General features: G+C 60.7%; 23 protein-coding genes. 21 read left to right on the top strand and 2 right to left on the bottom strand.

Annotated elements, in window-relative coordinates; all coding sequences use genetic code 11:
- Positions 1-12: 12 nt before the first annotated feature.
- The 12 genes from fleN (at position 13) to ACYZUC_RS11995 (ending at position 11,074) form a co-directional block, all read left to right on the top strand.
- Positions 13-843, top strand: a complete 831-nt coding sequence (gene fleN / locus ACYZUC_RS12050) for a flagellar synthesis regulator FleN (RefSeq protein WP_008001746.1) — start codon at positions 13-15, stop codon at positions 841-843.
- A complete protein-coding gene (fliA, locus tag ACYZUC_RS12045; RefSeq protein ID WP_007894214.1) occupies positions 840-1,580 on the top strand; it encodes an RNA polymerase sigma factor FliA in 741 nt (246 codons plus the stop codon). The genes fleN and fliA overlap by 4 nt, the downstream gene beginning before the upstream one ends.
- 167 nt (positions 1,581-1,747) lie before the next feature.
- The gene (locus tag ACYZUC_RS12040; protein WP_008006721.1) at positions 1,748-2,119 is read left to right on the top strand and encodes a chemotaxis response regulator CheY; all 372 of its coding nucleotides are present in this window, start codon (positions 1,748-1,750) and stop codon (positions 2,117-2,119) included.
- 22 nt (positions 2,120-2,141) lie between these two features.
- A complete protein-coding gene (locus tag ACYZUC_RS12035) occupies positions 2,142-2,930 on the top strand; it encodes a protein phosphatase CheZ (protein WP_461995912.1) in 789 nt (262 codons plus the stop codon).
- Positions 2,931-2,983: 53 nt separating this feature from the next.
- A complete protein-coding gene (locus tag ACYZUC_RS12030; protein ID WP_461995910.1) occupies positions 2,984-5,257 on the top strand; it encodes a chemotaxis protein CheA in 2,274 nt (757 codons plus the stop codon).
- Between the two features lie 50 nt (positions 5,258-5,307).
- Positions 5,308-6,438 carry a protein-glutamate methylesterase/protein-glutamine glutaminase gene (locus ACYZUC_RS12025; RefSeq protein ID WP_008024614.1) on the top strand — a complete coding sequence of 377 codons (1,131 nt, stop codon included), beginning with the start codon at positions 5,308-5,310 and terminating at the stop codon, positions 6,436-6,438.
- Positions 6,438-7,178, top strand: coding sequence for a flagellar motor protein (locus ACYZUC_RS12020; protein ID WP_008024616.1), 741 nt, complete (start codon positions 6,438-6,440; stop codon positions 7,176-7,178). Before ACYZUC_RS12025 ends, ACYZUC_RS12020 begins: the two co-directional genes overlap by 1 nt.
- 278 nt (positions 7,179-7,456) lie before the next feature.
- Positions 7,457-8,347 (top strand): flagellar motor protein MotD, encoded by an 891-nt coding sequence (gene motD / locus ACYZUC_RS12015; RefSeq protein WP_008024618.1) that lies wholly within the window; start codon positions 7,457-7,459, stop codon positions 8,345-8,347.
- A 39-nt stretch (positions 8,348-8,386) separates the two neighbouring features.
- On the top strand, positions 8,387-9,175 hold the full coding sequence (locus ACYZUC_RS12010; RefSeq protein WP_461995908.1) for a ParA family protein: 789 nt from the start codon (positions 8,387-8,389) through the stop codon (positions 9,173-9,175).
- 1 nt (position 9,176) lies between these two features.
- A complete protein-coding gene (locus tag ACYZUC_RS12005) occupies positions 9,177-10,121 on the top strand; it encodes a CheW domain-containing protein (RefSeq protein ID WP_461995906.1) in 945 nt (314 codons plus the stop codon).
- A 74-nt stretch (positions 10,122-10,195) separates the two neighbouring features.
- On the top strand, positions 10,196-10,681 hold the full coding sequence (locus ACYZUC_RS12000; RefSeq protein ID WP_008024622.1) for a chemotaxis protein CheW: 486 nt from the start codon (positions 10,196-10,198) through the stop codon (positions 10,679-10,681).
- Positions 10,682-11,074: a DUF2802 domain-containing protein gene (locus tag ACYZUC_RS11995; RefSeq protein WP_461995903.1), complete on the top strand. Its 393-nt coding sequence runs from the start codon at positions 10,682-10,684 to the stop codon at positions 11,072-11,074.
- Positions 11,075-11,492: 418 nt separating this feature from the next.
- On the opposite strand, the gene ACYZUC_RS11990 is transcribed toward ACYZUC_RS11995, so the two are convergent.
- Positions 11,493-11,822 (bottom strand): EscU/YscU/HrcU family type III secretion system export apparatus switch protein, encoded by a 330-nt coding sequence (locus ACYZUC_RS11990; protein ID WP_008026830.1) that lies wholly within the window; start codon positions 11,820-11,822, stop codon positions 11,493-11,495.
- A complete protein-coding gene (fliK, locus tag ACYZUC_RS11985; RefSeq protein ID WP_461995901.1) occupies positions 11,819-13,393 on the bottom strand; it encodes a flagellar hook-length control protein FliK in 1,575 nt (524 codons plus the stop codon). Before fliK ends, ACYZUC_RS11990 begins: the two co-directional genes overlap by 4 nt.
- 196 nt (positions 13,394-13,589) lie before the next feature.
- Here fliK and ccmA point away from each other — a divergent pair, with 196 nt between their 5' ends.
- The 9 genes from ccmA (at position 13,590) to ccmI (ending at position 20,554) form a co-directional block, all read left to right on the top strand.
- On the top strand, positions 13,590-14,225 hold the full coding sequence (gene ccmA / locus ACYZUC_RS11980; protein WP_008026825.1) for a cytochrome c biogenesis heme-transporting ATPase CcmA: 636 nt from the start codon (positions 13,590-13,592) through the stop codon (positions 14,223-14,225).
- The gene (gene ccmB / locus ACYZUC_RS11975; RefSeq protein WP_008026823.1) at positions 14,222-14,890 is read left to right on the top strand and encodes a heme exporter protein CcmB; all 669 of its coding nucleotides are present in this window, start codon (positions 14,222-14,224) and stop codon (positions 14,888-14,890) included. The genes ccmA and ccmB overlap by 4 nt, the downstream gene beginning before the upstream one ends.
- Before the next feature lie 78 nt (positions 14,891-14,968).
- On the top strand, positions 14,969-15,724 hold the full coding sequence (locus ACYZUC_RS11970; protein WP_461980282.1) for a heme ABC transporter permease: 756 nt from the start codon (positions 14,969-14,971) through the stop codon (positions 15,722-15,724).
- Positions 15,721-15,897, top strand: a complete 177-nt coding sequence (ccmD, locus tag ACYZUC_RS11965; protein ID WP_008055370.1) for a heme exporter protein CcmD — start codon at positions 15,721-15,723, stop codon at positions 15,895-15,897. Before ACYZUC_RS11970 ends, ccmD begins: the two co-directional genes overlap by 4 nt.
- On the top strand, positions 15,894-16,349 hold the full coding sequence (ccmE, locus tag ACYZUC_RS11960) for a cytochrome c maturation protein CcmE (RefSeq protein WP_008026817.1): 456 nt from the start codon (positions 15,894-15,896) through the stop codon (positions 16,347-16,349). Before ccmD ends, ccmE begins: the two co-directional genes overlap by 4 nt.
- Positions 16,350-16,352: 3 nt before the next feature.
- Positions 16,353-18,356 (top strand): heme lyase CcmF/NrfE family subunit, encoded by a 2,004-nt coding sequence (locus tag ACYZUC_RS11955; protein ID WP_461995898.1) that lies wholly within the window; start codon positions 16,353-16,355, stop codon positions 18,354-18,356.
- Positions 18,353-18,889, top strand: coding sequence for a DsbE family thiol:disulfide interchange protein (locus tag ACYZUC_RS11950; RefSeq protein WP_150630206.1), 537 nt, complete (start codon positions 18,353-18,355; stop codon positions 18,887-18,889). Before ACYZUC_RS11955 ends, ACYZUC_RS11950 begins: the two co-directional genes overlap by 4 nt.
- Positions 18,886-19,359 (top strand): cytochrome c-type biogenesis protein, encoded by a 474-nt coding sequence (locus ACYZUC_RS11945; protein ID WP_192419640.1) that lies wholly within the window; start codon positions 18,886-18,888, stop codon positions 19,357-19,359. Before ACYZUC_RS11950 ends, ACYZUC_RS11945 begins: the two co-directional genes overlap by 4 nt.
- Positions 19,352-20,554: a c-type cytochrome biogenesis protein CcmI gene (gene ccmI / locus ACYZUC_RS11940; RefSeq protein ID WP_461995895.1), complete on the top strand. Its 1,203-nt coding sequence runs from the start codon at positions 19,352-19,354 to the stop codon at positions 20,552-20,554. The genes ACYZUC_RS11945 and ccmI overlap by 8 nt, the downstream gene beginning before the upstream one ends.
- Positions 20,555-20,564 lie beyond the last annotated feature (10 nt).

The raw sequence follows: 20,564 nt of genomic DNA, 5'->3' as shown, positions 1-20,564 counted from the left end.
TAAAGAAATAACATGGGCAGCATGCATCCCGTACAGGTGATCGCGGTGACCGGCGGCAAAGGTGGCGTCGGGAAGACTAACGTGTCAGTGAACTTGTCCCTGGCTCTAGCTGAGCTCGGCCGGCGCGTCATGCTGCTGGACGCCGATCTGGGGCTGGCGAATGTCGACGTCCTGCTGGGACTGACACCCAAACGTACCCTGGCCGACGTCATCGAAGGCCGCTGTGAGCTGCGCGACGTGTTGTTGCAGGGGCCAGGCGGCATCCGCATCGTCCCGGCCGCGTCCGGCACTCAAAGCATGGTTCATCTGAGTCCGGCCCAGCATGCCGGCCTGATCCAGGCGTTCAGCGATATCGGCGACAACCTCGACGTGCTCGTGATCGACACCGCTGCGGGTATTGGTGACTCGGTAGTCAGTTTTGTTCGCGCCGCGCAAGAAGTCTTGCTGGTGGTCTGCGACGAGCCGACTTCGATCACGGATGCCTACGCCCTGATCAAACTGCTCAACCGCGACTACGGCATGAACCGCTTCCGCGTCCTGGCCAACATGGCCCAGAGCCCGCAGGAAGGCCGCAACCTGTTCGCCAAGTTGACCAAGGTCACGGACCGCTTCCTCGACGTCGCCTTACAATACGTCGGTGCGGTGCCGTACGACGAAAGCGTGCGCAAGGCTGTGCAGAAACAGCGCGCGGTCTATGAAGCCTTCCCTCGTTCCAAGTGCTCCCTGGCTTTCAAGGCCATCGCACAAAAAGTCGATACCTGGCCGCTGCCTGCCAACCCGCGCGGGCACCTGGAGTTTTTCGTCGAGCGCCTCGTGCAACAAACGGCAGGACCCGTGCTATGACAGCCAGCGGTTACAACCTCTACAAGAAGTCGGCGCGTGACGCGCAGTACGAGCTGATCGAGCGTTACGCGCCACTGGTCAAACGCATTGCTTACCACCTGCTGGCGCGACTGCCAGCCAGTGTCCAGGTCGAAGACCTGATCCAGGCCGGGATGATCGGCCTGCTTGAAGTATCCACCAAATATGACGCCAGCAAAGGCGCGAGTTTCGAGACGTACGCGGGCATCCGGATCCGCGGCGCCATGCTTGATGAAGTGCGCAAAGGGGACTGGGCGCCACGTTCGGTCCACCGCAATACCCGCATGGTCAGCGACGCAATTCGCTCGATTGAAGCTAAAACCGGCCGTGACGCTAAAGATCACGAAGTTGCGGCCGAACTCCAATTGAGTCTCGACGATTACTACGGGATTTTGAACGACACCCTGGGCAGCCGCTTGTTCAGTTTCGACGACCTGTTGCAGGACGGCGAACACGAAGGGCTGCATGAGGATGGCGCGAGTGCTCATCTCGAGCCGTCGCGCGATCTGGAAGATGAACGCTTCCAGGCAGCGCTGGCGGACGCGATTGCCAATTTGCCGGAGCGTGAGCGACTGGTGTTGGCGCTGTACTACGACGAAGAGTTGAATCTCAAGGAAATCGGTGAGGTCCTGGGGGTCAGCGAATCTCGGGTCAGCCAGTTACACAGCCAGTGCGCGGCCCGTTTGCGGGGGCGTTTGGGGGAGTGGCGAGCGCGCTGAAGGCAGTGTGGGGACACTGCGAACTTGGCTGGTGTGGTGTTGAACTGCACCGGTCTCGATCTGTTGTGCTCCAGACAGTCATTGAGTGCTTTGCCGGATTGATTGAAATGGCGCGTCCAGGTGCTGGGCGCGTTTAAGTCTGCTTGGAGGTCGAATTGGACAAGAACATGAAAATCCTCATCGTTGATGACTTCTCAACGATGCGGCGGATCATAAAAAACCTGTTGCGTGACCTTGGGTTCACCAACACGGTCGAGGCCGACGATGGCATTACTGCCATTCCGGTTCTCAACAGCGGAAGCATCGACTTTCTGGTAACAGACTGGAACATGCCTGGCATGACCGGTATCGATCTGCTGCGCCACGTGCGCGCCGATGAAAAGCTCAAGCACCTGCCGGTGCTGATGGTGACCGCTGAAGCCAAGCGCGAGCAGATCATTGAAGCGGCCCAGGCCGGCGTAAACGGCTATGTGGTCAAACCCTTCACGGCCCAGGCGTTGAAAGAAAAAATCGAGAAGATTTTCGAACGCATCGGTTGAGAAACTGCGCCACGGGGAAGCTATGGACCAAAACGAATCTTCACAGGGCGATTTTGAATCGACCCTGAAAAAACACGCGGTCGAACTGGTCGAAAGCCTTGAAAAAGGCAAGTTCGGCGACGCTGTGCAACTGATCCATGAGCTCAACCAGACCCGTGACCGCGGCCTGTATCAGGAAGTGGGCAAGCTCACCCGCGAGCTGCACAGTGCGATCGTCAATTTTCAGATTGACCCGCACATGCCGCAAGCCGAGGAAGTGTCCCAGATCACAGATGCCACCGAGCGTCTGGGTTACGTTGTCAAGCTGACAGAGGCCGCAGCCAACCGCACCATGGATCTGGTCGAAAACTCCACGCCGCTGGTCAACAGCCTGAGCGATGAAGCTCAGGCGCTGAGCACGGACTGGGGGCGGTTCATGCGTCGCGAAGTCGGGGCTGAGGAGTTTCGTGAACTGGCACGGCGTGTCGATGGTTTCCTGACACGCAGCAGCGTGGACAACCGTGCGGTGTCGAGCAACCTCAACGACATTCTGCTCGCTCAGGATTATCAGGACCTCACCGGTCAAGTGATCAAGCGTGTGACCCAATTGGTCACCGAAGTTGAAAGCAACCTGCTCAAGCTCGTGCTTATGGCCAGTCAGGTGGACCGCTTTGCGGGCATCGAACATGACCGTGAAGCGATGCTTGCAGAAAAAGATCCGCAAAAACATCTCTCTCAGGGTGAAGGTCCGCAGATTCATGCCGATAAAAGAGAAGATGTTGTGTCCGGTCAGGACGATGTGGACGATTTGTTATCCAGCCTGGGATTCTAGAGTTTTAGCATTTTAGGTTTTTTAGGTTTTTAGACCTTAGGAGCACCCCCTTAATGAGCTTCGGCGCCGATGAAGAGATCCTTCAGGATTTCCTGGTTGAGGCCGGCGAGATTCTAGAGCAACTGTCCGAACAGCTGGTCGAGCTTGAAAGCCGACCGGATGATGCGGACTTGCTCAATGCAATTTTTCGCGGTTTTCACACTGTAAAAGGGGGCGCCGGCTTCCTCCAGCTCAACGAGCTGGTGGAGTGCTGTCACATCGCCGAGAACGTGTTTGACATCCTGCGCAAGGGTGAACGTCGCGTCGACTCGGAATTGATGGACGTGGTTCTCGAAGCGCTGGACGCGGTGAACAGCATGTTCAGCGAAGTCCGCGAGCGCGGCCCGATAACGGCCGCCACGCCTGAATTGCTTGCCGCCCTGGCCCGTCTGGCCGAGCCGCAAACCGCCGATCAAGCCGCACCTGTGGCTGAAGTGGTGGAAGAACCGGCTGCCGAAGCCGAATCAGGCGACATCACCGATAACGAATTCGAACAACTGCTGGACTCGCTGAACGCCGTCAAGGCTCAGGCTGAGGCCCCGGCCGCTGTTCCGCTGCCGGCCGGCGATGCCGCGACCAGCGATGAAATCACCGATGCCGAGTTCGAGTCATTGCTCGATCAGTTGCACGGCAAAGGCCAGTTCGCCGTCGACGCGGTGGCAACACCCGCTGCGCCTGCCGCACCGGCTGCGCCGAAAGCGCCAGGTGACAGTTCCGACATTACCGACGATGAGTTCGAAGCACTGCTCGATCAGCTGCACGGCAAGGGCAACTTTGCGGTCGACGCGCTGGAATCGGCCATTGCCTCGGTACCGACCCCGGCTGTGCCAACCGCAGCAGCGGCTGGCGGTGATCTGATCTCGGATCACGAGTTCGAATCGCTGCTCGACGAATTGCATGGCAAAGGCAAGTTCACTGAAGTCGGCACCGGTTCCGCCGCCTCCTCGGTAGCAACGCCCGTCGCCAAGGCCCCGGCACCTGTCGCCAAGGCGCCCGAGCCAAAAGCCGAAGCAGCGAAGCCTGCTGCCGCCGCTGCACCGAAACCTGCCGCCGCCGCTGCTGCACCGGCGCCTGCCCGCGCCGCTGCCGCGCCGCCTGCGGAAAAACCGGCCAGCGAAGCCGAGACCACCGTGCGGGTCGACACCGCGCGTCTCGACGAAATCATGAACATGGTCGGCGAGTTGGTACTGGTGCGTAACCGCCTGGTTCGCCTGGGTGCCAATAGCGCCGATGAAGCCATGTCCAAAGCCGTGTCGAACCTCGACGTGGTCACGGCCGACCTGCAAACCGCGGTCATGAAGACCCGGATGCAACCGATCAAGAAAGTCTTCGGGCGCTTCCCGCGCCTGGTTCGCGACCTGGCTCGCCAGCTCAAGAAAGAGATCAACCTGGAGTTGGTCGGCGAAGAAACCGACCTCGACAAAAACCTTGTCGAGGCCCTGGCCGACCCGCTGGTCCACTTGGTGCGCAACTCGGTCGACCACGGTATCGAAGAGCCGGCCGATCGCGAAGCGATGGGCAAACCGCGCAGCGGCAAAGTGATTTTGTCCGCTGAACAGGAAGGCGACCACATCCTGCTGTCCATCTCCGATGACGGCAAGGGCATGGACGCCGACGTGTTGCGCGGCATCGCGGTGAAGAAAGGTTTGATGGACAAGGATGCGGCGGACCGCCTCAGCGAGTCGGACTGCTTCAACCTGATCTTCGCACCGGGTTTCTCGACCAAGACCGAGATCTCCGACGTGTCGGGTCGTGGCGTGGGCATGGACGTGGTGAAAACCAAGATCGCCCAGCTCAACGGCACCATCAATATCTACTCGACCAAGGGCAAGGGCTCGAAGATCGTCATCAAGGTCCCGTTGACCCTGGCGATCATGCCGACGCTGATGGTCATGCTCGGCAACCAGGCGTTCGCGTTCCCACTGGTGAACGTCAACGAGATCTTCCACCTCGACCTGTCGACCACCAACGTGGTGGACGGCCAGGAAGTGGTGATCGTGCGGGACAAGGCGCTGCCACTGTTCTACCTCAAGCGCTGGCTGGTCAGCTCCGCCGCTCACGAAGAGCAGCGCGAAGGCCATGTGGTGATCCTTTCGGTGGGCACCCAGCGGATCGGCTTCGTTGTCGATCAACTGGTCGGCCAGGAAGAAGTGGTCATCAAGCCATTGGGCAAAATGCTCCAGGGAACCCCGGGCATGTCGGGCGCCACCATCACCGGTGACGGTCGCATTGCGCTGATTCTCGATGTTCCGAGCATGCTCAAGCGTTACGCCGCACGGCGTATTTGATTCTGGGGGAGCGGGGCGACGAAGCCTCGCCCCCGCCTAACGGAGTGTTTATGGTAGTCAAAGTCCTGGTGGTGGACGATTCGGGGTTTTTCCGCCGCCGCGTCTCGGAAATTCTTTCAGCGGATTCGAATATCCAGGTCGTCGGTACGGCGACCAACGGAAAAGAGGCGATCGATCAGGCACTGGCCCTAAAGCCAGACGTGATCACCATGGACTACGAGATGCCGATGATGGATGGCATCACGGCAGTGCGGCACATCATGCAGCGCTGCCCGACCCCGGTGTTGATGTTCTCCTCGCTGACGCACGAAGGCGCCCGGGTCACCCTGGACGCGCTGGATGCTGGCGCGGTGGATTTCCTGCCGAAGAATTTCGAAGACATCTCGCGCAATCCCGAGAAGGTCAAGCAACTGCTGTGCGAGAAGATTCTCAGCATCTCGCGCAGTAACCGTCGTGTCAGCGCCTACAGCGCGCCGGCACCGGTCGCTGCACCCGCGCCGACACCTGCGCCTTCCAGCATCGGCAGTTATGGCAGCAGCGCACCTGCTCGCCCGGCACCGGCACCGATCCCGGCTCGCACATTCGCAGCCAGCCCGTCGTCGCCAGCGCCGAAACGCAAAGCCTACAAACTGGTTGCCATCGGTACGTCCACGGGCGGCCCGGTTGCCCTGCAACGGGTTCTGACCCAGTTGCCGGCCAACTTCCCGGCCCCGATCGTGTTGATCCAGCACATGCCGGCCGCCTTTACCAAGGCGTTCGCCGAGCGTCTGGACAAGCTGTGCCGCATCAGCGTCAAGGAAGCCGAGGATGGCGACATCCTGCGTCCGGGCCTGGCACTGCTGGCGCCGGGTGGCAAGCAAATGATGATCGACGGCCGTGGCGCGGTGAAAATCCTGCCGGGCGACGAACGTCTGAACTACAAGCCGTGCGTGGATATTACGTTCGGTTCGGCCGCCAAGTCCTACGGTGACAAAGTTCTGGCGGTGGTACTGACCGGCATGGGCGCCGATGGTCGTGAAGGCGCGCGCCTGCTCAAGCAGGGCGGCAGCTCGATCTGGGCTCAGGATGAAGCCAGCTGCGTGATCTACGGCATGCCGATGGCCATCGTCAAAGCCGAACTCGCCGATGCGGTGTACGGCCTCGACGACATTGGCAAGCACCTGGTCGAGGCGTGCATCTGATGGACGTTCTCAGCCTTATCGGGATCATCATGGCGTTCGTCGCCATCATCGGTGGCAACTTCCTTGAAGGCGGCCACCTCGGCGCGCTGGCCAACGGTCCGGCAGCGTTGATCGTGCTCGGCGGGACCGTCGGTGCGGCGTTGCTGCAATCGCCGATGAGCGCGTTCAAGCGCGCCATGCAGATTGTTGGCTGGATCCTGTTCCCGCCACGCGTGGACCTGGCCGGCGGCGTTGACCGCGTAGTGAACTGGAGCCTGACCGCCCGCAAGGAAGGTCTGCTCGGTCTGGAAGGTATCGCCGACGCCGAACCCGACGCCTACTCGCGCAAAGGCCTGCAACTGCTGGTGGACGGCGCCGAGCCGGAAGCGATTCGCAGCATTCTGGAAGTGGATTTCTACACCCAGGAAAGCCGCGACATCGAAGCCGCCAAAGTCTTCGAAAGCATGGGCGGTTACGCGCCGACCATCGGCATCATCGGTGCGGTGATGGGCCTGATCCATGTCATGGGCAACCTGGCCGATCCGTCGCAACTGGGCAGCGGCATCGCCGTGGCCTTCGTCGCCACTATCTACGGTGTGGCCAGTGCCAACCTGGTGCTGTTGCCGATTGCGGCAAAACTCAAATCCGTTGCATTGCGTCAGTCGCGTTATCGCGAAATGTTGCTGGAAGGCATCCTGTCGATCGCCGAAGGTGAAAACCCTCGCTCTATTGAGTTGAAGCTTCAGGGCTTCATGGATTGATGGGGGGGCAGGGCGTGCTCACAGTAAATGACGAAGCGCGCAGCGCCCCGCAAGCCACAAGACTAGGCGTGAGGAGAGAAGTTTGGTTGCTTCAAATGAACGACGAATAACGACGTATTGTGGCTTGCGGGGCGCTGCCCTCCGGGTTGGCGCTGTGATTGCGCCAGGCTGCGTTGCGGGATTTGAGAAGGGAAAAGCCATTCTCGGCATCCCGCGCCTTGCCTGGCACAATCACAGCGCCAACGCGCTTCGTCATTTACTGTGAGCACGCCCTGACTATGGCACGCCGTCGGCAACCTGAAGAACATGTAAACCATGAACGCTGGCTCGTTTCCTATGCCGACTTCATTACGTTGCTGTTCGCCTTTTTCGTGGTGATGTACTCGATCTCTTCGATCAACGAAGGCAAGTACAAGATCATCTCGCAAGCGTTGATCGGCGTGTTCACCGATTCGGATCGTTCGCTCCAGCCGATCCCCATCGGTGAAGAACGTCCGAAAACCGTGACCCCGGCCAAGCCGCTGGTCAAGGACAGCGAACAGGTCGACGCCGGTATCGCCGGTGCCAGCGATCCGCTGAAAAGCATTGCCGATGACATCAGCGCCGCGTTCGGGGACTTGATCAGCTCCAACCAGATGACCGTTCGCGGCAACGAGCTGTGGGTCGAGATCGAACTCAATTCCAGCCTGTTGTTCGGCAGCGGCGATGCCATGCCCAGCGACATGGCATTCAACATCATCGATAAAGTCGCAGTGATCCTGAGGCCGTTCGACAACCCGATTCACGTCGAAGGTTTCACCGACGATCAACCGATCCGCACCGCGCAATACCCGACCAACTGGGAGCTGTCCTCGGCCCGTTCGGCGAGCATCGTGCGGATGCTGGCGATGCAGGGGGTAAATCCTGGTCGTTTGGCGTCGGTGGGTTACGGCGAATTCCAGCCGGTGGCCAACAACGCGACCGCCGAAGGCCGTGCGCGCAACCGTCGTGTGGTGTTGGTGGTGTCACGAAATCTTGATGTCCGTCGCAGCCTCACTGGCACCGGAACCGCTCATGCGCAACCGGATGCCGCGTTGAAGCGTGCTGGCACACAAACTGCACCTGCACCGGTCAAGTCGCCGGGACGAGAGAGCGCCGTCAATTCTCCGTCACCCGCATTAACACGTTGAGCTATTTCCCGGTTGAATCGACCGGGAGGAACAATCCGAATGAGAGTCTGGGCCGTTGCCAATCAAAAGGGTGGTGTTGGTAAAACCACTTCCTCTATCGCTTTAGCCGGGTTGCTGGCTGAGGCGGGCAAGCGCGTGGTCGTGGTCGATCTCGACCCCCACGGCTCGATGACCAGTTACTTCGGTTACGATCCCGACAGCCTTGAACACAGTAGCTACGACCTGTTCCTGCACAAGGGCAGCGTGCCGCAGGGCTTGCCCGGTCAGTTGCTGTTGCCCACCAGTCACGCCAGTATTTCCCTGTTGCCGTCGAGCACTGCGCTGGCGACCCTCGAGCGTCAGTCGCCGGGGCAGAGTGGTTTGGGCCTGGTGATTGCCAAGAGCCTGGCGCAATTGTGGCAGGACTTCGATTACGCGGTGATCGACAGCCCGCCGTTGCTCGGCGTGCTGATGGTCAATGCCTTGGCGGCCAGTCAGCAATTGGTGATTCCGGTGCAGACCGAGCACCTGGCGGTCAAAGGCCTGGAGCGCATGGTCAATACGCTGGCGATGATCAACCGTTCGCGTAAGCAGCCATTGGCGTTCAACATCGTACCGACCCTGTTTGACCGGCGCACGCAAGCCTCGCTCGGGACCTTGCGGGTGTTGCGCGACAAGTATCCGGAAGAAATCTGGCAAGGCTACATCCCGGTCGACACGCGTTTGCGCGATGCCAGCCGTGCCGGCGTGACGCCTTCGCAATTCGACGGCAAGAGCCGCGGTGTGCTGGCCTATCGCGCGCTGCTCAAGCACTTGCTGGCGCAGCAATCCGTTGCGCAGGTGGCGTGAGATGAATCGCCCGGTAAAAATCACTTCCCGTCCGCAACTTGCGCTCCAGTCCTATCTGGACAGCTTGCTGATGGACGCGACCGAAGAGTTGCCGCCGGAAATCGAAGCGATTCCCGAGGTGGTCGAGGTTGAAGCGGCGCTGGACGAGTTTCAGGCCGCGGTGCTTGAAGAGCAGGCGCGCGATGCGCAGAAGCCAGCCGAGAAACCGCCAGCCGTTGCCGCGCCGGTCACCGCACCTGTGGTGAAAGCCCCGGTGGCGCTGATGGAAGCGCCGGCCCCGGTTCTTGCTGCGGTATCGACCATCGCTCCGCTGCTGCAAGCGCTGGTACCGCCGACCGCACCGCAGTTGCAAGCGCTGGTACCGCCGACTGCACCTCAGCTGCAAGAGCTCGTGCCGCCGATCGTCGAAGTCCATCTGCCGCCGAGCAACACGCCGCCGCCAGTGGAAACCGACGGCCGTCCTGCGTGGGCCGCCGAGCCGTTCGAATGCCTGTTGTTCGATGTCGCCGGGTTGACCCTGGCGGTGCCGCTGGTGTGCCTGGGCTCGATTTATTCCCTGGCCGGTCAGGAACTGACACCGCTGTTCGGTCAGCCGGAATGGTTCCTCGGGATTCTGCCGAGCCAGGCCGGCAACCTGAAAGTGCTCGATACCGCCCGTTGGGTCATGCCCGACCGCTATCGCGATGACTTCCGTCAGGGCCTGCAATACGTTATTTCGGTTCAGGGCTACGAGTGGGGGCTGGCGGTGCATCAGGTCAGCCGCTCGTTGCGCCTGGACCCGAACGAAATCAAATGGCGTACCCACCGTGGTCAACGGCCATGGCTGGCGGGCACGGTGATTGAACACATGTGTGCGTTGCTCGACGTTTCCGAACTGGCCGAGCTGATCGCCAGCGGTGGGGCGAAGCACATGGGCGGCGGCAAGCCGTCCCACAAACCGACATAAAAAACACGCGGGGCAAGTGACTTGCCATCGCACTGAACACACACCGCTAGGGCGGTTTTTCGAGGGGTCAGGGTATGAATGATAAGGCGTCGTCTGCAAAAGGTTCCGAAGATCCGATCCTGCAATGGGTAACCTTCAAGCTGGACAATGAAACCTACGGCATCAACGTGATGCGCGTTCAGGAAGTCCTGCGTTACACCGAAATCGCCCCGGTCCCGGGTGCCCCGAGCTACGTGCTGGGCATCATCAACCTGCGCGGTAATGTGGTCACCGTGATCGACACCCGTCAGCGCTTCGGCCTGATGAATGCCGAGATCAGCGACAACACCCGGATCGTCATCATCGAAGCTGACAAGCAAGTGGTCGGGATCATGGTCGACAGCGTGGCTGAAGTGGTTTACCTGCGTCAGTCGGAAATCGAAACCGCGCCGAACGTGGGTAACGAAGAGTCCGCCAAGTTCATTCAAGGCGTGTGCAACAAGAACAACGAATTGCTGATCCTGGTCGAGCTGGACAAGATGATGAGCGAAGAAGAATGGTCGGAACTGGAGAGTATCTGATTGATTCTTGAGGTTGCGGTCATTGTCCTGTTCCTTTTCTGGGCAGGCACGCTGGCAATGTTTCTGGCGTACATTCGCGGTCAGCGGCAGATCGCTGCGCAACAGGCCGAGGGCGATGCGCTGCGCGATCAGCGCATCAAGGACCTGGGCAAGCGCGTTGACAACTACCAGAGTGGCAGCGTGCGCATGGGTGAAGACCTGCACGAGCTGCGCGCGGTGGTCGGGCCGTTGCCGGACAAGCTGGCTCAGCTTGAACAGCGCGACCCGTCGAGCCTGTCGTTTGCCCAGGCAGCACGCCTGGTCGGAATGGGCGCGAGCGTCGATGAACTGACTCAGTCCTGCGGGTTGACCCAGGCTGAGGCGGAGTTGATGAGCAAGCTGCACAAGAACTGACATAGCTTTTGTAGGAGCCGGCTTGCTGGCGATGGCGTCCAAAAGGGCGCTGCAAGACTCAAGGCCGCTTCGCCGGCAAGCCGGCTCCTACAGAGTTTGGTGTTCCCGGATTTTTCACACGACGGCGCACTTGTAGGAGCTGGCTTGCCAGCGATGGCGTCCGAAAGGGCGGTGCAAGCCTCAAGGCCGCTTCGCCGGCAAGCCGGCTCCTACAGGTCAGTGGTGTTCACAGGTTCGTGCTACACCACAAAAAACTGTAGGAGCTGGCTTGCCAGCGATGGCGTCCGAAAGGGCGATGCAAGCCTCAGGGCCGCCTCGCCGGCAAGCCGGCTCCTACAGGTCAGTGGTGTTCACAGGTTCGTGCTACACCACAAAAAATTGTAGGAGCCGGCTTGCTGGCGATGGCGTCTTCGAAACCTCAGTAATCATCCCCGCGATCGGTGATGTCCTTCTCGATCATCGGCGCACTCGGGTCATGCCCCGCCGGAAACTTGCCTTTCAGATTCCAGGCAAACGCAATGATCTCGGCGATCGTGCGGTACAACTCCTCCGGAATACTGTCCCCAAGCTCCATCCTTGCCAGCAGTTTCACCAGCTCGGCATTTTCGTAGATCGGCACTTCATAATCGCGGGCAATCTTGAGGATTTCTTCCGCCAGTTCTTCGTCGCCCTTGGCCGTGAGGGTAGGGGCGTGGGTGCCGTCGTATTTGAGGGCGATGGCCTGGCGTGGAGTATCGGGATTTCTCATGCGGTTTCGTCGACCCAGCGTTGTTCCAGACGGGTTTGAGGACCTTGCGGCGGTGTGCCAAGGTGGCAATCGAGATCGCCGACGTTCAGGCCGGATGCCAGCAAGCGTTCGCGCAGCCCGACAAGATTGCTCTCGATCAGGCTCGCGGTGTACGGCCGCTCGGCCCATAGCTGGCTGGACAGACTGCCGTTGATCAACTGCGCCTGAATCTGCAGCGGCCCCAACGGCTCCATGTCGAACGCCAGCTCGACGCGCCACAGTTGTTGCTTGGGCTCGCGTTCGTCACGGCGTTCATTGGGTTGTTCTTTCTCCGGCGCTTCCTCGCGCTGGAACTTGACCTGCAACGGCACGATGTCCTGCATATTGCGCATCGGGATTTCCAGCTGCCAGGTGCTCATCAGCCGACCGTCGTCCGTGACGCCGGTTTGCTCCAGGCTCGACAGTTGATGGCTTTGCAGGCGTGAAACCGCTGCTGCCGCCAAGCGCAGCAAGTGCTCCAGATCACCTTCGCCGTCCGCGCTCTGCAGGAAGCGCTCCGGCAAAGGAAAACTGGTCGGCTGCGGTTTGGCACTGACCTGGCCGAGCATGCCCAGGGCGCTACGCACAAAGCTAGGCATGGTCTGGGCCAGCGTGTTGGCAGCGATGATCGCATTGAGATTGGTGTTGGCCGGCAACCCCGGTGTCAGTTGCGCGATCAACTTCAGCAAATCACCTTTCATATCCGGTGCCAGCGTCGGATTCGTCCCGGCGAGCAGTTTCGCCTCGAGGAACAGCCCGCTATTGGCCAGCGCCTGGGCCAGGCCTTTTGGCGTGCTGAGTTGCTGCACGTCCGGCAGGCCGGCAAGCAACTTGTCCACGGCGGCCCGCAGGTCGCTGGACGTCTGATTCGAGGCTGGCAGGTTTTGCAGCAGTTTCAGTAATCCGTCCAGCGAGCCCTGGCGGCTCTGTTGGCTGACCAGTTGCTGGGTGACTGCCAGTTGTTCCTGGCGGCTGCTCAACGGGACGAATTTCAGGGTCTGGGTGTCTTGCACCAGCGCGCTCAGCAAGGTGCCGATGCGCAGCGGCGTCGGGCTGTCGATGTTCAGGGTGCTGCCGCTCAGCGCCGTGTTGAGCAGGCTCACCATCGAACGAAACACCGTCGGCTGTCCCGGCACTTGCGGCAGCACCTGGGAGGTCAGCACTTTGCCTTGCAGCAGGGTGCCCACCGGCAGTTGTGTGGTGTCGATGCGGGTGAGGGTGGCGACGCTGGAGGCAATGGCTTGTTGCACCGTCACGGCGAGGTTGCCGGCCGATGGCTGGGTAATTGCCAGGTTCGTGCCCTGTGGCAACGGTTGGCTGCTGGTGGCCTGAACCGTGGTCTGACGGCCGCTTTCAAGGGTGACCTTGAGCAGCAGTTGAAAGGACTGATCCGCCTGCTTCAGCGACAGCACTTCGGCTTTGGCGGTCTGCCCGACGGTAATCAGGCCCTCCATCGGCGTCAGCAGCTTGAGCAGTTCGCCACTCACCACCTGCGGTCGCGACGTCGCGGACGTGGTCGGTGGTAGCGGGAGGATGTTCATTTCGCCTGTCATACGCGGTCACAACCTGAGGAAATTGCCCTCTTTAGAGTGGGGCATGGCATGTATAATGCCGCCCGTCTTTCACAGAGTGGCGAAAACATTGCATTTGTTTGACGCAGCTCTCTAGAACAGGCCGCCAATGCATCTATGCTGCATCTCTTTAGCGGCCGTTCCGCCGCCGACTTGAACCGTAAAGGCCCGTGATCTCTTGACCAGTCCTGTCCTGCAAACCGTTGCCCTTGCTTGTGAGCGAGACCTTCGGCTGCTCTTCGAAAATCTCGAATTGAGACTGGCCAGTGGCGAAATGTTGCAAATCAGCGGCCCCAACGGCAGTGGCAAAACCAGTCTTTTGCGTTTGCTTTCGGGCCTGATGCAACCGACCGCCGGTCAAGTGCTGCTCAATGGCCAGCCGCTGAACGAACAACGCAGCGAACTGGCGCGCAATCTGCTGTGGATCGGCCATGCCGCTGGTATCAAGGATCTGCTGACCCCTGAAGAAAACCTGAGCTGGCTCTGCGCGCTGCATCAACCGGCCTCCCATGAAGCCATTTGGGCAGCGCTTGCTGCTGTCGGACTGCGCGGTTTCGAAGATGTTCCGTGTCACACCCTGTCCGCCGGTCAGCAACGCCGCGTGGCCCTGGCGCGGTTGTATCTGGACAGCCCGCCGCTGTGGATTCTCGACGAGCCGTTCACTGCGCTCGACAAGCAAGGCGTGGCGCAACTCGAAGAACACCTGGCCGCGCACTGTGAGCGCGGCGGCATGGTGGTGCTGACCACGCATCACACGCTGAGTCGAATGCCGACCGGCTATCGCGACATTGATCTGGGGAATTGGGCCGTATGAGTGTTTTCGGCCTGTTGGTCGCCCGTGAGGCTCGCTTGTTGTTCCGTCGTCCGGCGGAGTTGGCCAATCCTCTGGTGTTCTTCGCGATCGTGGTTTCGCTGTTCCCGTTGGCGGTCGGACCCGAGTCTCAATTGTTGCAAACCTTGTCGCCGGGACTGGTCTGGGTGGCAGCCCTTTTATCGGTTTTGCTCTCGCTGGACGGGCTTTTCCGCAGTGATTTCGAAGACGGTTCCCTTGAGCAGTGGGTCCTTTCGCCGCACCCCCTGCCTCTTCTGGTTTTGGCCAAGGTACTGGCACACTGGGCCTTCTCTGGTCTGGCACTGGTTTTGCTCGCTCCACTGCTGGCGTTGATGCTCGGTTTGCCCACCGCCTGTCTGCCCGTGTTGCTGCTTTCCCTGTTGCTGGGTACACCGGTGCTGAGCCTGCTCGGTGCGGTGGGCGCGGCCCTGACGGTAGGCTTGAAGCGGGGCGGCCTGTTACTGGCGCTGCTGATTCTGCCGTTGTACATCCCGGTGTTGATTCTCGGCAGTGGCGCCTTGCAGGCGGCATTGCAGGGCATGCCGGCGATCGGTTATCTCCTGTGGCTTGGTAGCCTGACCGCCCTGGCGATAACCCTGACACCTTTTGCAATAGCTGCTGGCCTGAAGATCAGCGTCGGCGAATAATGAGGTCTGGTTAAATTTTGACCAGTAAAGACCCTGCGCTGCTCGTGATGGCGAGCAGCAACCGTGATGGAAACAGTAATGAACTGGACCTGGTTTCATAAGCTCGGCTCACCCAAATGGTTTTATGGCATCAGCGGCAAACTGCTGCCGTGGCTGAGCATCGCAGCGTTGCTGCTGATCAGCATTGGTGTCGTTTGGGGCCTGGCCTTCGCGCCGCCGGACTACCAGCAAGGCAACAGCTTTCGCATCATCTATATCCACGTTCCCGCCGCCATGCTGGCGCAGTCCGTCTACGTCATGCTGGCGGTGTGCGGCATCGTCGGGCTGGTGTGGAAAATGAAACTGGCCGACGTCGCCCTGCAATGCGCGGCGCCCATCGGTGCCTGGATGACCGCCGTGGCGCTGGTCACCGGCGCGATCTGGGGCAAACCGACCTGGGGTTCGTGGTGGGTCTGGGATGCACGACTTACGTCCATGCTGATTCTGCTGTTTCTGTACTTCGGTCTCATTGCGCTGGGCAACGCCATCAGCAATCGTGACAGCGCGGCCAAGGCCTGCGCGGTGCTGGCGATTGTCGGCGTGATCAACATCCCGATCATCAAATACTCGGTGGAGTGGTGGAACACCCTGCACCAGGGCGCGACCTTCACCCTCACCGAAAAACCGGCGATGCCGGCCGAAATGTGGCTGCCATTACTGCTGACGGTGCTGGGTTTCTACTGTTTCTTCGGCGCGGTTTTGCTGCTGCGCATGCGCCTTGAAGTGCTCAAGCGCGAAGCCCGCGCCAGTTGGGTGAAAGCCGAAGTGCAGAACAGCCTGGAGGCCGCTCGATGAGTTTTGCTTCATTCGGCGACTTCCTCGCCATGGGCCATCACGGCCTGTATGTCTGGTCAGCCTACGGCATCTGCCTGGCGGTGCTGGCCCTCAACGTGGCGGCGCCGATCCTGGCCCGCAAGCGGTATCTGCAACAAGAGGCGCGTCGTCTGCGCCGGGAGAACGGCAAGTGAATCCGCTGCGCAAAAAGCGTCTTATCATCATTCTCGCGATCCTGGTCGGTGTCGGCGCTGCCGTCGGTCTGGCCCTGAGCGCCCTGCAGCAGAACATCAATCTGTTTTACACCCCGACGCAAATCGCCAACGGCGAAGCGCCGCAAGACACGCGTATTCGTGCGGGCGGCATGGTCGAAAAGGGTTCGCTGCAACGTTCCGGTGATTCGCTGGACGTGAAATTCATCGTCACCGACTTCAACAAGTCCGTGACCATCAGTTACCGCGGCATCCTCCCGGACCTGTTCCGCGAAGGGCAGGGCATCGTCGCGCTGGGCAAACTGAACGCCGACGGCGTGGTGGTGGCTGACGAAGTGCTGGCCAAGCACGATGAGAAATACATGCCGCCGGAAGTGACCAAGGCTTTGAAAGACAGTGGTCAATCTGCTCCAACGCCCGCGAAGGAGGGTTGATCGATGACATCTGCACTTTATAGTTCAGGGCTGTTTATCCCCGAACTCGGCCATCTGGCAATGATTCTGGCGCTGTGTTTCGCGCTGGTTCAGGCCGTCGTGCCGTTGCTCGGCGCCTGGCGCGGTGATCGTTTGTGGATGAGCCTGGCCCAGCCGGCCGCCTGGGGGCAGTTCGCGTTTCTGCTGTTCGCTTTCGGTTGCCTGACCTACGCGTTCATGGCCGACGACTTCTCCGTCGCCTACGTCGCCAGCAACTCCAACAGCGCCTTGCCGTGGTACTACAAGTTCAGTGCAGTGTGGGGCGCGCATGAAGGTTCGTTGCTGTTGTGGGCGTTGATCCTCGGCGGCTGGACCTTCGCTGTGTCGGTGTTCTCCCGGCAATTGCCGCAAGTCATGCTGGCGCGGGTGTTGGCGGTGATGGGCATGATCAGCACCGGTTTCCTGCTGTTCCTGATCCTTACCTCCAACCCGTTTGCACGGATCCTGCCGCAGATTCCGGCGGACGGTCGTGACCTCAACCCGCTGCTGCAAGACATCGGCCTGATCGTTCACCCGCCGATGCTGTACATGGGCTACGTCGGTTTCTCCGTGGCCTTCGCGTTCGCCATCGCGGCATTGCTCGGCGGTCGACTTGATGCGGCGTGGGCGCGTTGGTCGCGTCCGTGGACCATCGTCGCCTGGGCCTTCCTCGGCATCGGCATCACCCTCGGTTCGTGGTGGGCTTACTACGAACTCGGCTGGGGCGGCTGGTGGTTCTGGGACCCGGTGGAAAACGCCTCCTTCATGCCTTGGCTGGTGGGCACTGCGCTGATCCACTCGTTGGCGGTCACGGAAAAACGTGGCGTGTTCAAGAGCTGGACCGTGTTGCTGGCCATCGCTGCGTTCTCGTTGAGCTTGCTGGGGACGTTCCTGGTGCGTTCCGGCGTGCTGACCTCGGTTCACGCCTTTGCCTCCGATCCGGAGCGCGGCGTGTTCATCCTGATTTTCCTGCTGTTCGTGGTGGGCGGCTCGCTGACGCTGTTTGCCCTGCGTGCGCCGGTGGTGAAGAGCCATGTCGGCTTCAACCTCTGGTCTCGTGAAACCTTGCTGCTGGGCAACAACCTGGTGCTGGTGGTAGCGGCATCGATGATCCTGCTGGGAACCTTGTACCCGCTGATTCTCGATGCAATGACCGGCGCCAAGCTGTCGGTCGGCCCGCCGTACTTCAACGCGCTGTTCATTCCATTGATGGCGTTGCTGATGGTGGTGATGGCGGTTGGCATGCTGGTGCGCTGGAAAGATACTCCGGTCAAATGGCTGATGAGCATGTTGACCCCGGTGTTGCTCGGCAGTGCCGCGCTGGCCGTGGTGGCTGGCGTCGCTTATGGCGATTTCAACTGGGCAGTGATCGCGACGTTCATGCTGGCCGCCTGGGTGTTGCTGGCCGGTATCCGCGACATTTTCGACAAGACCCGCCACAAAGGCCTGATCAAAGGCCTGCCGACCCTGACTCGCAGTTATTGGGGCATGCAGCTTGCGCATTTGGGTATCGCCGTGTGCGCGCTTGGTGTCGTGCTGTCGAGTCAGAACAGCGCCGAACGTGATCTGCGCCTGGCACCGGGCGAGTCCATGGACCTGGGCGGTTATCAGTTCGTGTTCGAAGGCGCCAAGCACTTTGAAGGCCCGAACTTCACATCCGACAAAGGCACCGTGCGGGTGATCCGCGACGGCAAGGAAGTCAGCGTGTTGCACCCGGAAAAACGCCTGTACACCGTGCAGAACTCGGTGATGACCGAAGCCGGGATCGACGCCGGGTTCACCCGTGACCTTTATGTCGCACTCGGCGAACCGCTGGGTGATGGCGCCTGGGCCGTACGCGTGCACGTCAAACCGTTTGTGCGCTGGATCTGGTTCGGCGGCCTGCTGACCGGTTTGGGCGGGCTGCTCGCGGCGCTGGATCGTCGTTATCGGGTCAAGGTGAAAAGCCGCGTGCGTGAAGCATTGGGCATGACGGGAGCGACTGCATGAGACGTTGGTTGATGCTGTTGCCGCTGGCGATTTTTCTGGTGGTGGCTGTTTTCCTTTATCGCGGGCTCTATCTGGACCCGGCCGAGCTGCCTTCGGCAATGATCGGCAAACCGTTCCCGGAGTTTTCCCTGCCCGCGGTGCAGGGCGACAAGACCCTGACCAAGGCGGACATTCTCGGTAAACCGGCGCTGGTCAACGTGTGGGGCACCTGGTGCATTTCCTGCCGGGTCGAGCACCCGGTGTTGAACAAACTGGCTGAGAAGGGCGTGGTGATCTACGGCATCAACTACAAGGACATCAATGCAGATGCCTTGAAGTGGCTGGTGGAGTTCCACAACCCGTACCAACTGGACATCCGTGACGACGAAGGCACGCTGGGCTTGAACCTCGGCGTATACGGCGCTCCGGAAACCTTCTTCATCGACGCCAAGGGCATCATCCGCGACAAGTTCGTCGGCGTGATCGACGAGCAGGTCTGGCGCGAAAAACTGGCGGCCAAGTATCAGGCGCTGGTGGACGAGGCCAAGCCATGAAGCGCTGGATAGCTGCCGCTGTATTGGGCTTGAGCATGGCCGGCGTGGCGCACGCGGCCATCGACACCTATGAGTTCGCCAAGGAAGCTGATCGCGAGCGTTTTCGCGAGCTGACCAAAGAGCTTCGTTGCCCCAAGTGCCAGAATCAGGACATTGCCGATTCCAACGCACCGATCGCCGCCGACCTGCGCAAAGAGATTTTCCGCATGCTGGGCGAGGGCAAGGACAATCAGCAGATCATCGATTTCATGGTCGATCGCTACGGTGATTTCGTCCGCTACAAACCCGCACTCAACGCCAAGACTGCCTTGCTCTGGTTCGGCCCCGCCGGCCTGCTGCTGGGCGGTTTTGTGATCATCGCCGTGATCGTCCGCCGCCGTCGCGTCCAACGCGCTGATGCCAAGGATGAGCTTTCTGCCGAGGAGCGCGAGCGCCTCGATCAACTGTTGGATAAAACCAAGAATGATTGATTTCTGGCTCGCTGCAGGTCTGCTGCTTCTGGTTGCCCTGAGTTTTCTGCTGATCCCCGTTTTGCGCGGCCGCCGTGCCCAGCTGGAGGAGGATCGTACTGCCCTGAATGTCGCGCTGTATCAAGAGCGTGTGGCTGAGTTGCAAACCGAGCAGGAAGAGGGCGTGCTCAACGCTGCGCAACTGGAAACCGGTCGCGCCGAAGCTGCTCGTGAGTTGCTCGCCGACACCGAAGGCGCCGAGGCTCCGCGCGTGGCACGCCTGGGCAAACCGTTGCCATTGCTGGCGGCGATTCTGGTGCCGGTGTTGGGGCTTGGGCTCTACCTGCATTTCGGCGCAAGCGACAAGGTCGAACTGACCCGCGAATTCTCTCAGGCGCCGCAGTCGATGGAAGAGATGACCCACCGCCTGGAACGCGCCGTCGCCGCTCAACCGGATTCGGCCGAAGGCCTGTACTTCCTGGGTCGCACTTACATGGCGCAGGATCGTCCCGCCGACGCGGCGAAGATCTTCGAGCGCACGGTGAACCTGGCCGGTCGTCAGCCAGAACTGCTCGGTCAATGGGCGCAAGCCCAGTACTTCGCCGATGGCAAGAAGTGGTCGGACAAGGTTCAGGCCCTGACCGACGAAGCGCTGAAAGCCGATCCGAAGGAAGTCACCAGCCTTGGCCTGCTCGGCATCGCCGCGTTTGAAAGCGCGCATTATCAGGACGCCATCGATTACTGGAATCGCCTGTTGGTGCAACTGCCGCCGGAAGACGGCTCCCGCGCCGCGCTGCAAGGCGGTATTGCCCGGGCTACCGAGAAACTCGAAGCCAGCGGCGGCAAGGTTGCCCAGGCGCCTGCGGCCAAGGTTGCGGCGCTGCTCAAGGTCAGCGTCGATCTGGCGCCAGAGCTCAAGGCCAAGGTTCAGCCGGGTGACAGCGTGTTCATTTTCGCCCGCGCCACCTCGGGGCCTCCTGCACCATTGGCCGCCAAACGCCTGACCGTGGCGGACTTGCCGGCGACCGTCGAACTGGGCGATGCCGACGCAATGATGCCGCAGTTGAAACTGTCGAACTTCCCTGAAGTCCAACTGGTTGCGCGCATCTCACGAGCCGGCCAACCGACTGCCGGCGAATGGATCGGTCGCAGCCAGCCTCTGGCCAGCAGCACCACTGCGGCGCAAAAACTGACCATCGACAGCCCAGACAAATAACAGGAACCAC

This window comes from Pseudomonas sp. GT1P32 (genome assembly GCF_054897805.1).
Note: the sequence above shows the minus strand (reverse complement) of the source record. Positions and strands in the feature narration are given on the sequence as shown.

Bases quoted from the DNA above. Each gene is read 5' to 3' on its own strand.
- ACYZUC_RS11955 (WP_461995898.1), top strand. From the start codon at position 16,353: ATGACATCTGCACTTTATAGTTCAGGGCTGTTTATCCCCGAACTCGGC.
- fliA (WP_007894214.1), top strand. From the start codon at position 840: ATGACAGCCAGCGGTTACAACCTCTACAAGAAGTCGGCGCGTGACGCG.
- ccmI (WP_461995895.1), top strand. From the start codon at position 19,352: ATGATTGATTTCTGGCTCGCTGCAGGTCTGCTGCTTCTGGTTGCCCTG.
- ACYZUC_RS11945 (WP_192419640.1), top strand. From the start codon at position 18,886: ATGAAGCGCTGGATAGCTGCCGCTGTATTGGGCTTGAGCATGGCCGGC.
- ACYZUC_RS12005 (WP_461995906.1), top strand. From the start codon at position 9,177: ATGAATCGCCCGGTAAAAATCACTTCCCGTCCGCAACTTGCGCTCCAG.
- motD (WP_008024618.1), top strand. From the start codon at position 7,457: ATGGCACGCCGTCGGCAACCTGAAGAACATGTAAACCATGAACGCTGG.
- ACYZUC_RS12035 (WP_461995912.1), top strand. From the start codon at position 2,142: ATGGACCAAAACGAATCTTCACAGGGCGATTTTGAATCGACCCTGAAA.
- ACYZUC_RS12010 (WP_461995908.1), top strand. From the start codon at position 8,387: ATGAGAGTCTGGGCCGTTGCCAATCAAAAGGGTGGTGTTGGTAAAACC.
- ACYZUC_RS11990 (WP_008026830.1), bottom strand. From the start codon at position 11,822: ATGAGAAATCCCGATACTCCACGCCAGGCCATCGCCCTCAAATACGAC.
- ccmD (WP_008055370.1), top strand. From the start codon at position 15,721: ATGAGTTTTGCTTCATTCGGCGACTTCCTCGCCATGGGCCATCACGGC.
- ACYZUC_RS11950 (WP_150630206.1), top strand. From the start codon at position 18,353: ATGAGACGTTGGTTGATGCTGTTGCCGCTGGCGATTTTTCTGGTGGTG.
- ACYZUC_RS12040 (WP_008006721.1), top strand. From the start codon at position 1,748: ATGAAAATCCTCATCGTTGATGACTTCTCAACGATGCGGCGGATCATA.
- ACYZUC_RS12025 (WP_008024614.1), top strand. From the start codon at position 5,308: ATGGTAGTCAAAGTCCTGGTGGTGGACGATTCGGGGTTTTTCCGCCGC.
- ccmB (WP_008026823.1), top strand. From the start codon at position 14,222: ATGAGTGTTTTCGGCCTGTTGGTCGCCCGTGAGGCTCGCTTGTTGTTC.
- ACYZUC_RS11970 (WP_461980282.1), top strand. From the start codon at position 14,969: ATGAACTGGACCTGGTTTCATAAGCTCGGCTCACCCAAATGGTTTTAT.
- ACYZUC_RS12020 (WP_008024616.1), top strand. From the start codon at position 6,438: ATGGACGTTCTCAGCCTTATCGGGATCATCATGGCGTTCGTCGCCATC.
- ACYZUC_RS12000 (WP_008024622.1), top strand. From the start codon at position 10,196: ATGAATGATAAGGCGTCGTCTGCAAAAGGTTCCGAAGATCCGATCCTG.
- ACYZUC_RS12030 (WP_461995910.1), top strand. From the start codon at position 2,984: ATGAGCTTCGGCGCCGATGAAGAGATCCTTCAGGATTTCCTGGTTGAG.
- fleN (WP_008001746.1), top strand. From the start codon at position 13: ATGGGCAGCATGCATCCCGTACAGGTGATCGCGGTGACCGGCGGCAAA.
- fliK (WP_461995901.1), bottom strand. From the start codon at position 13,393: ATGACAGGCGAAATGAACATCCTCCCGCTACCACCGACCACGTCCGCG.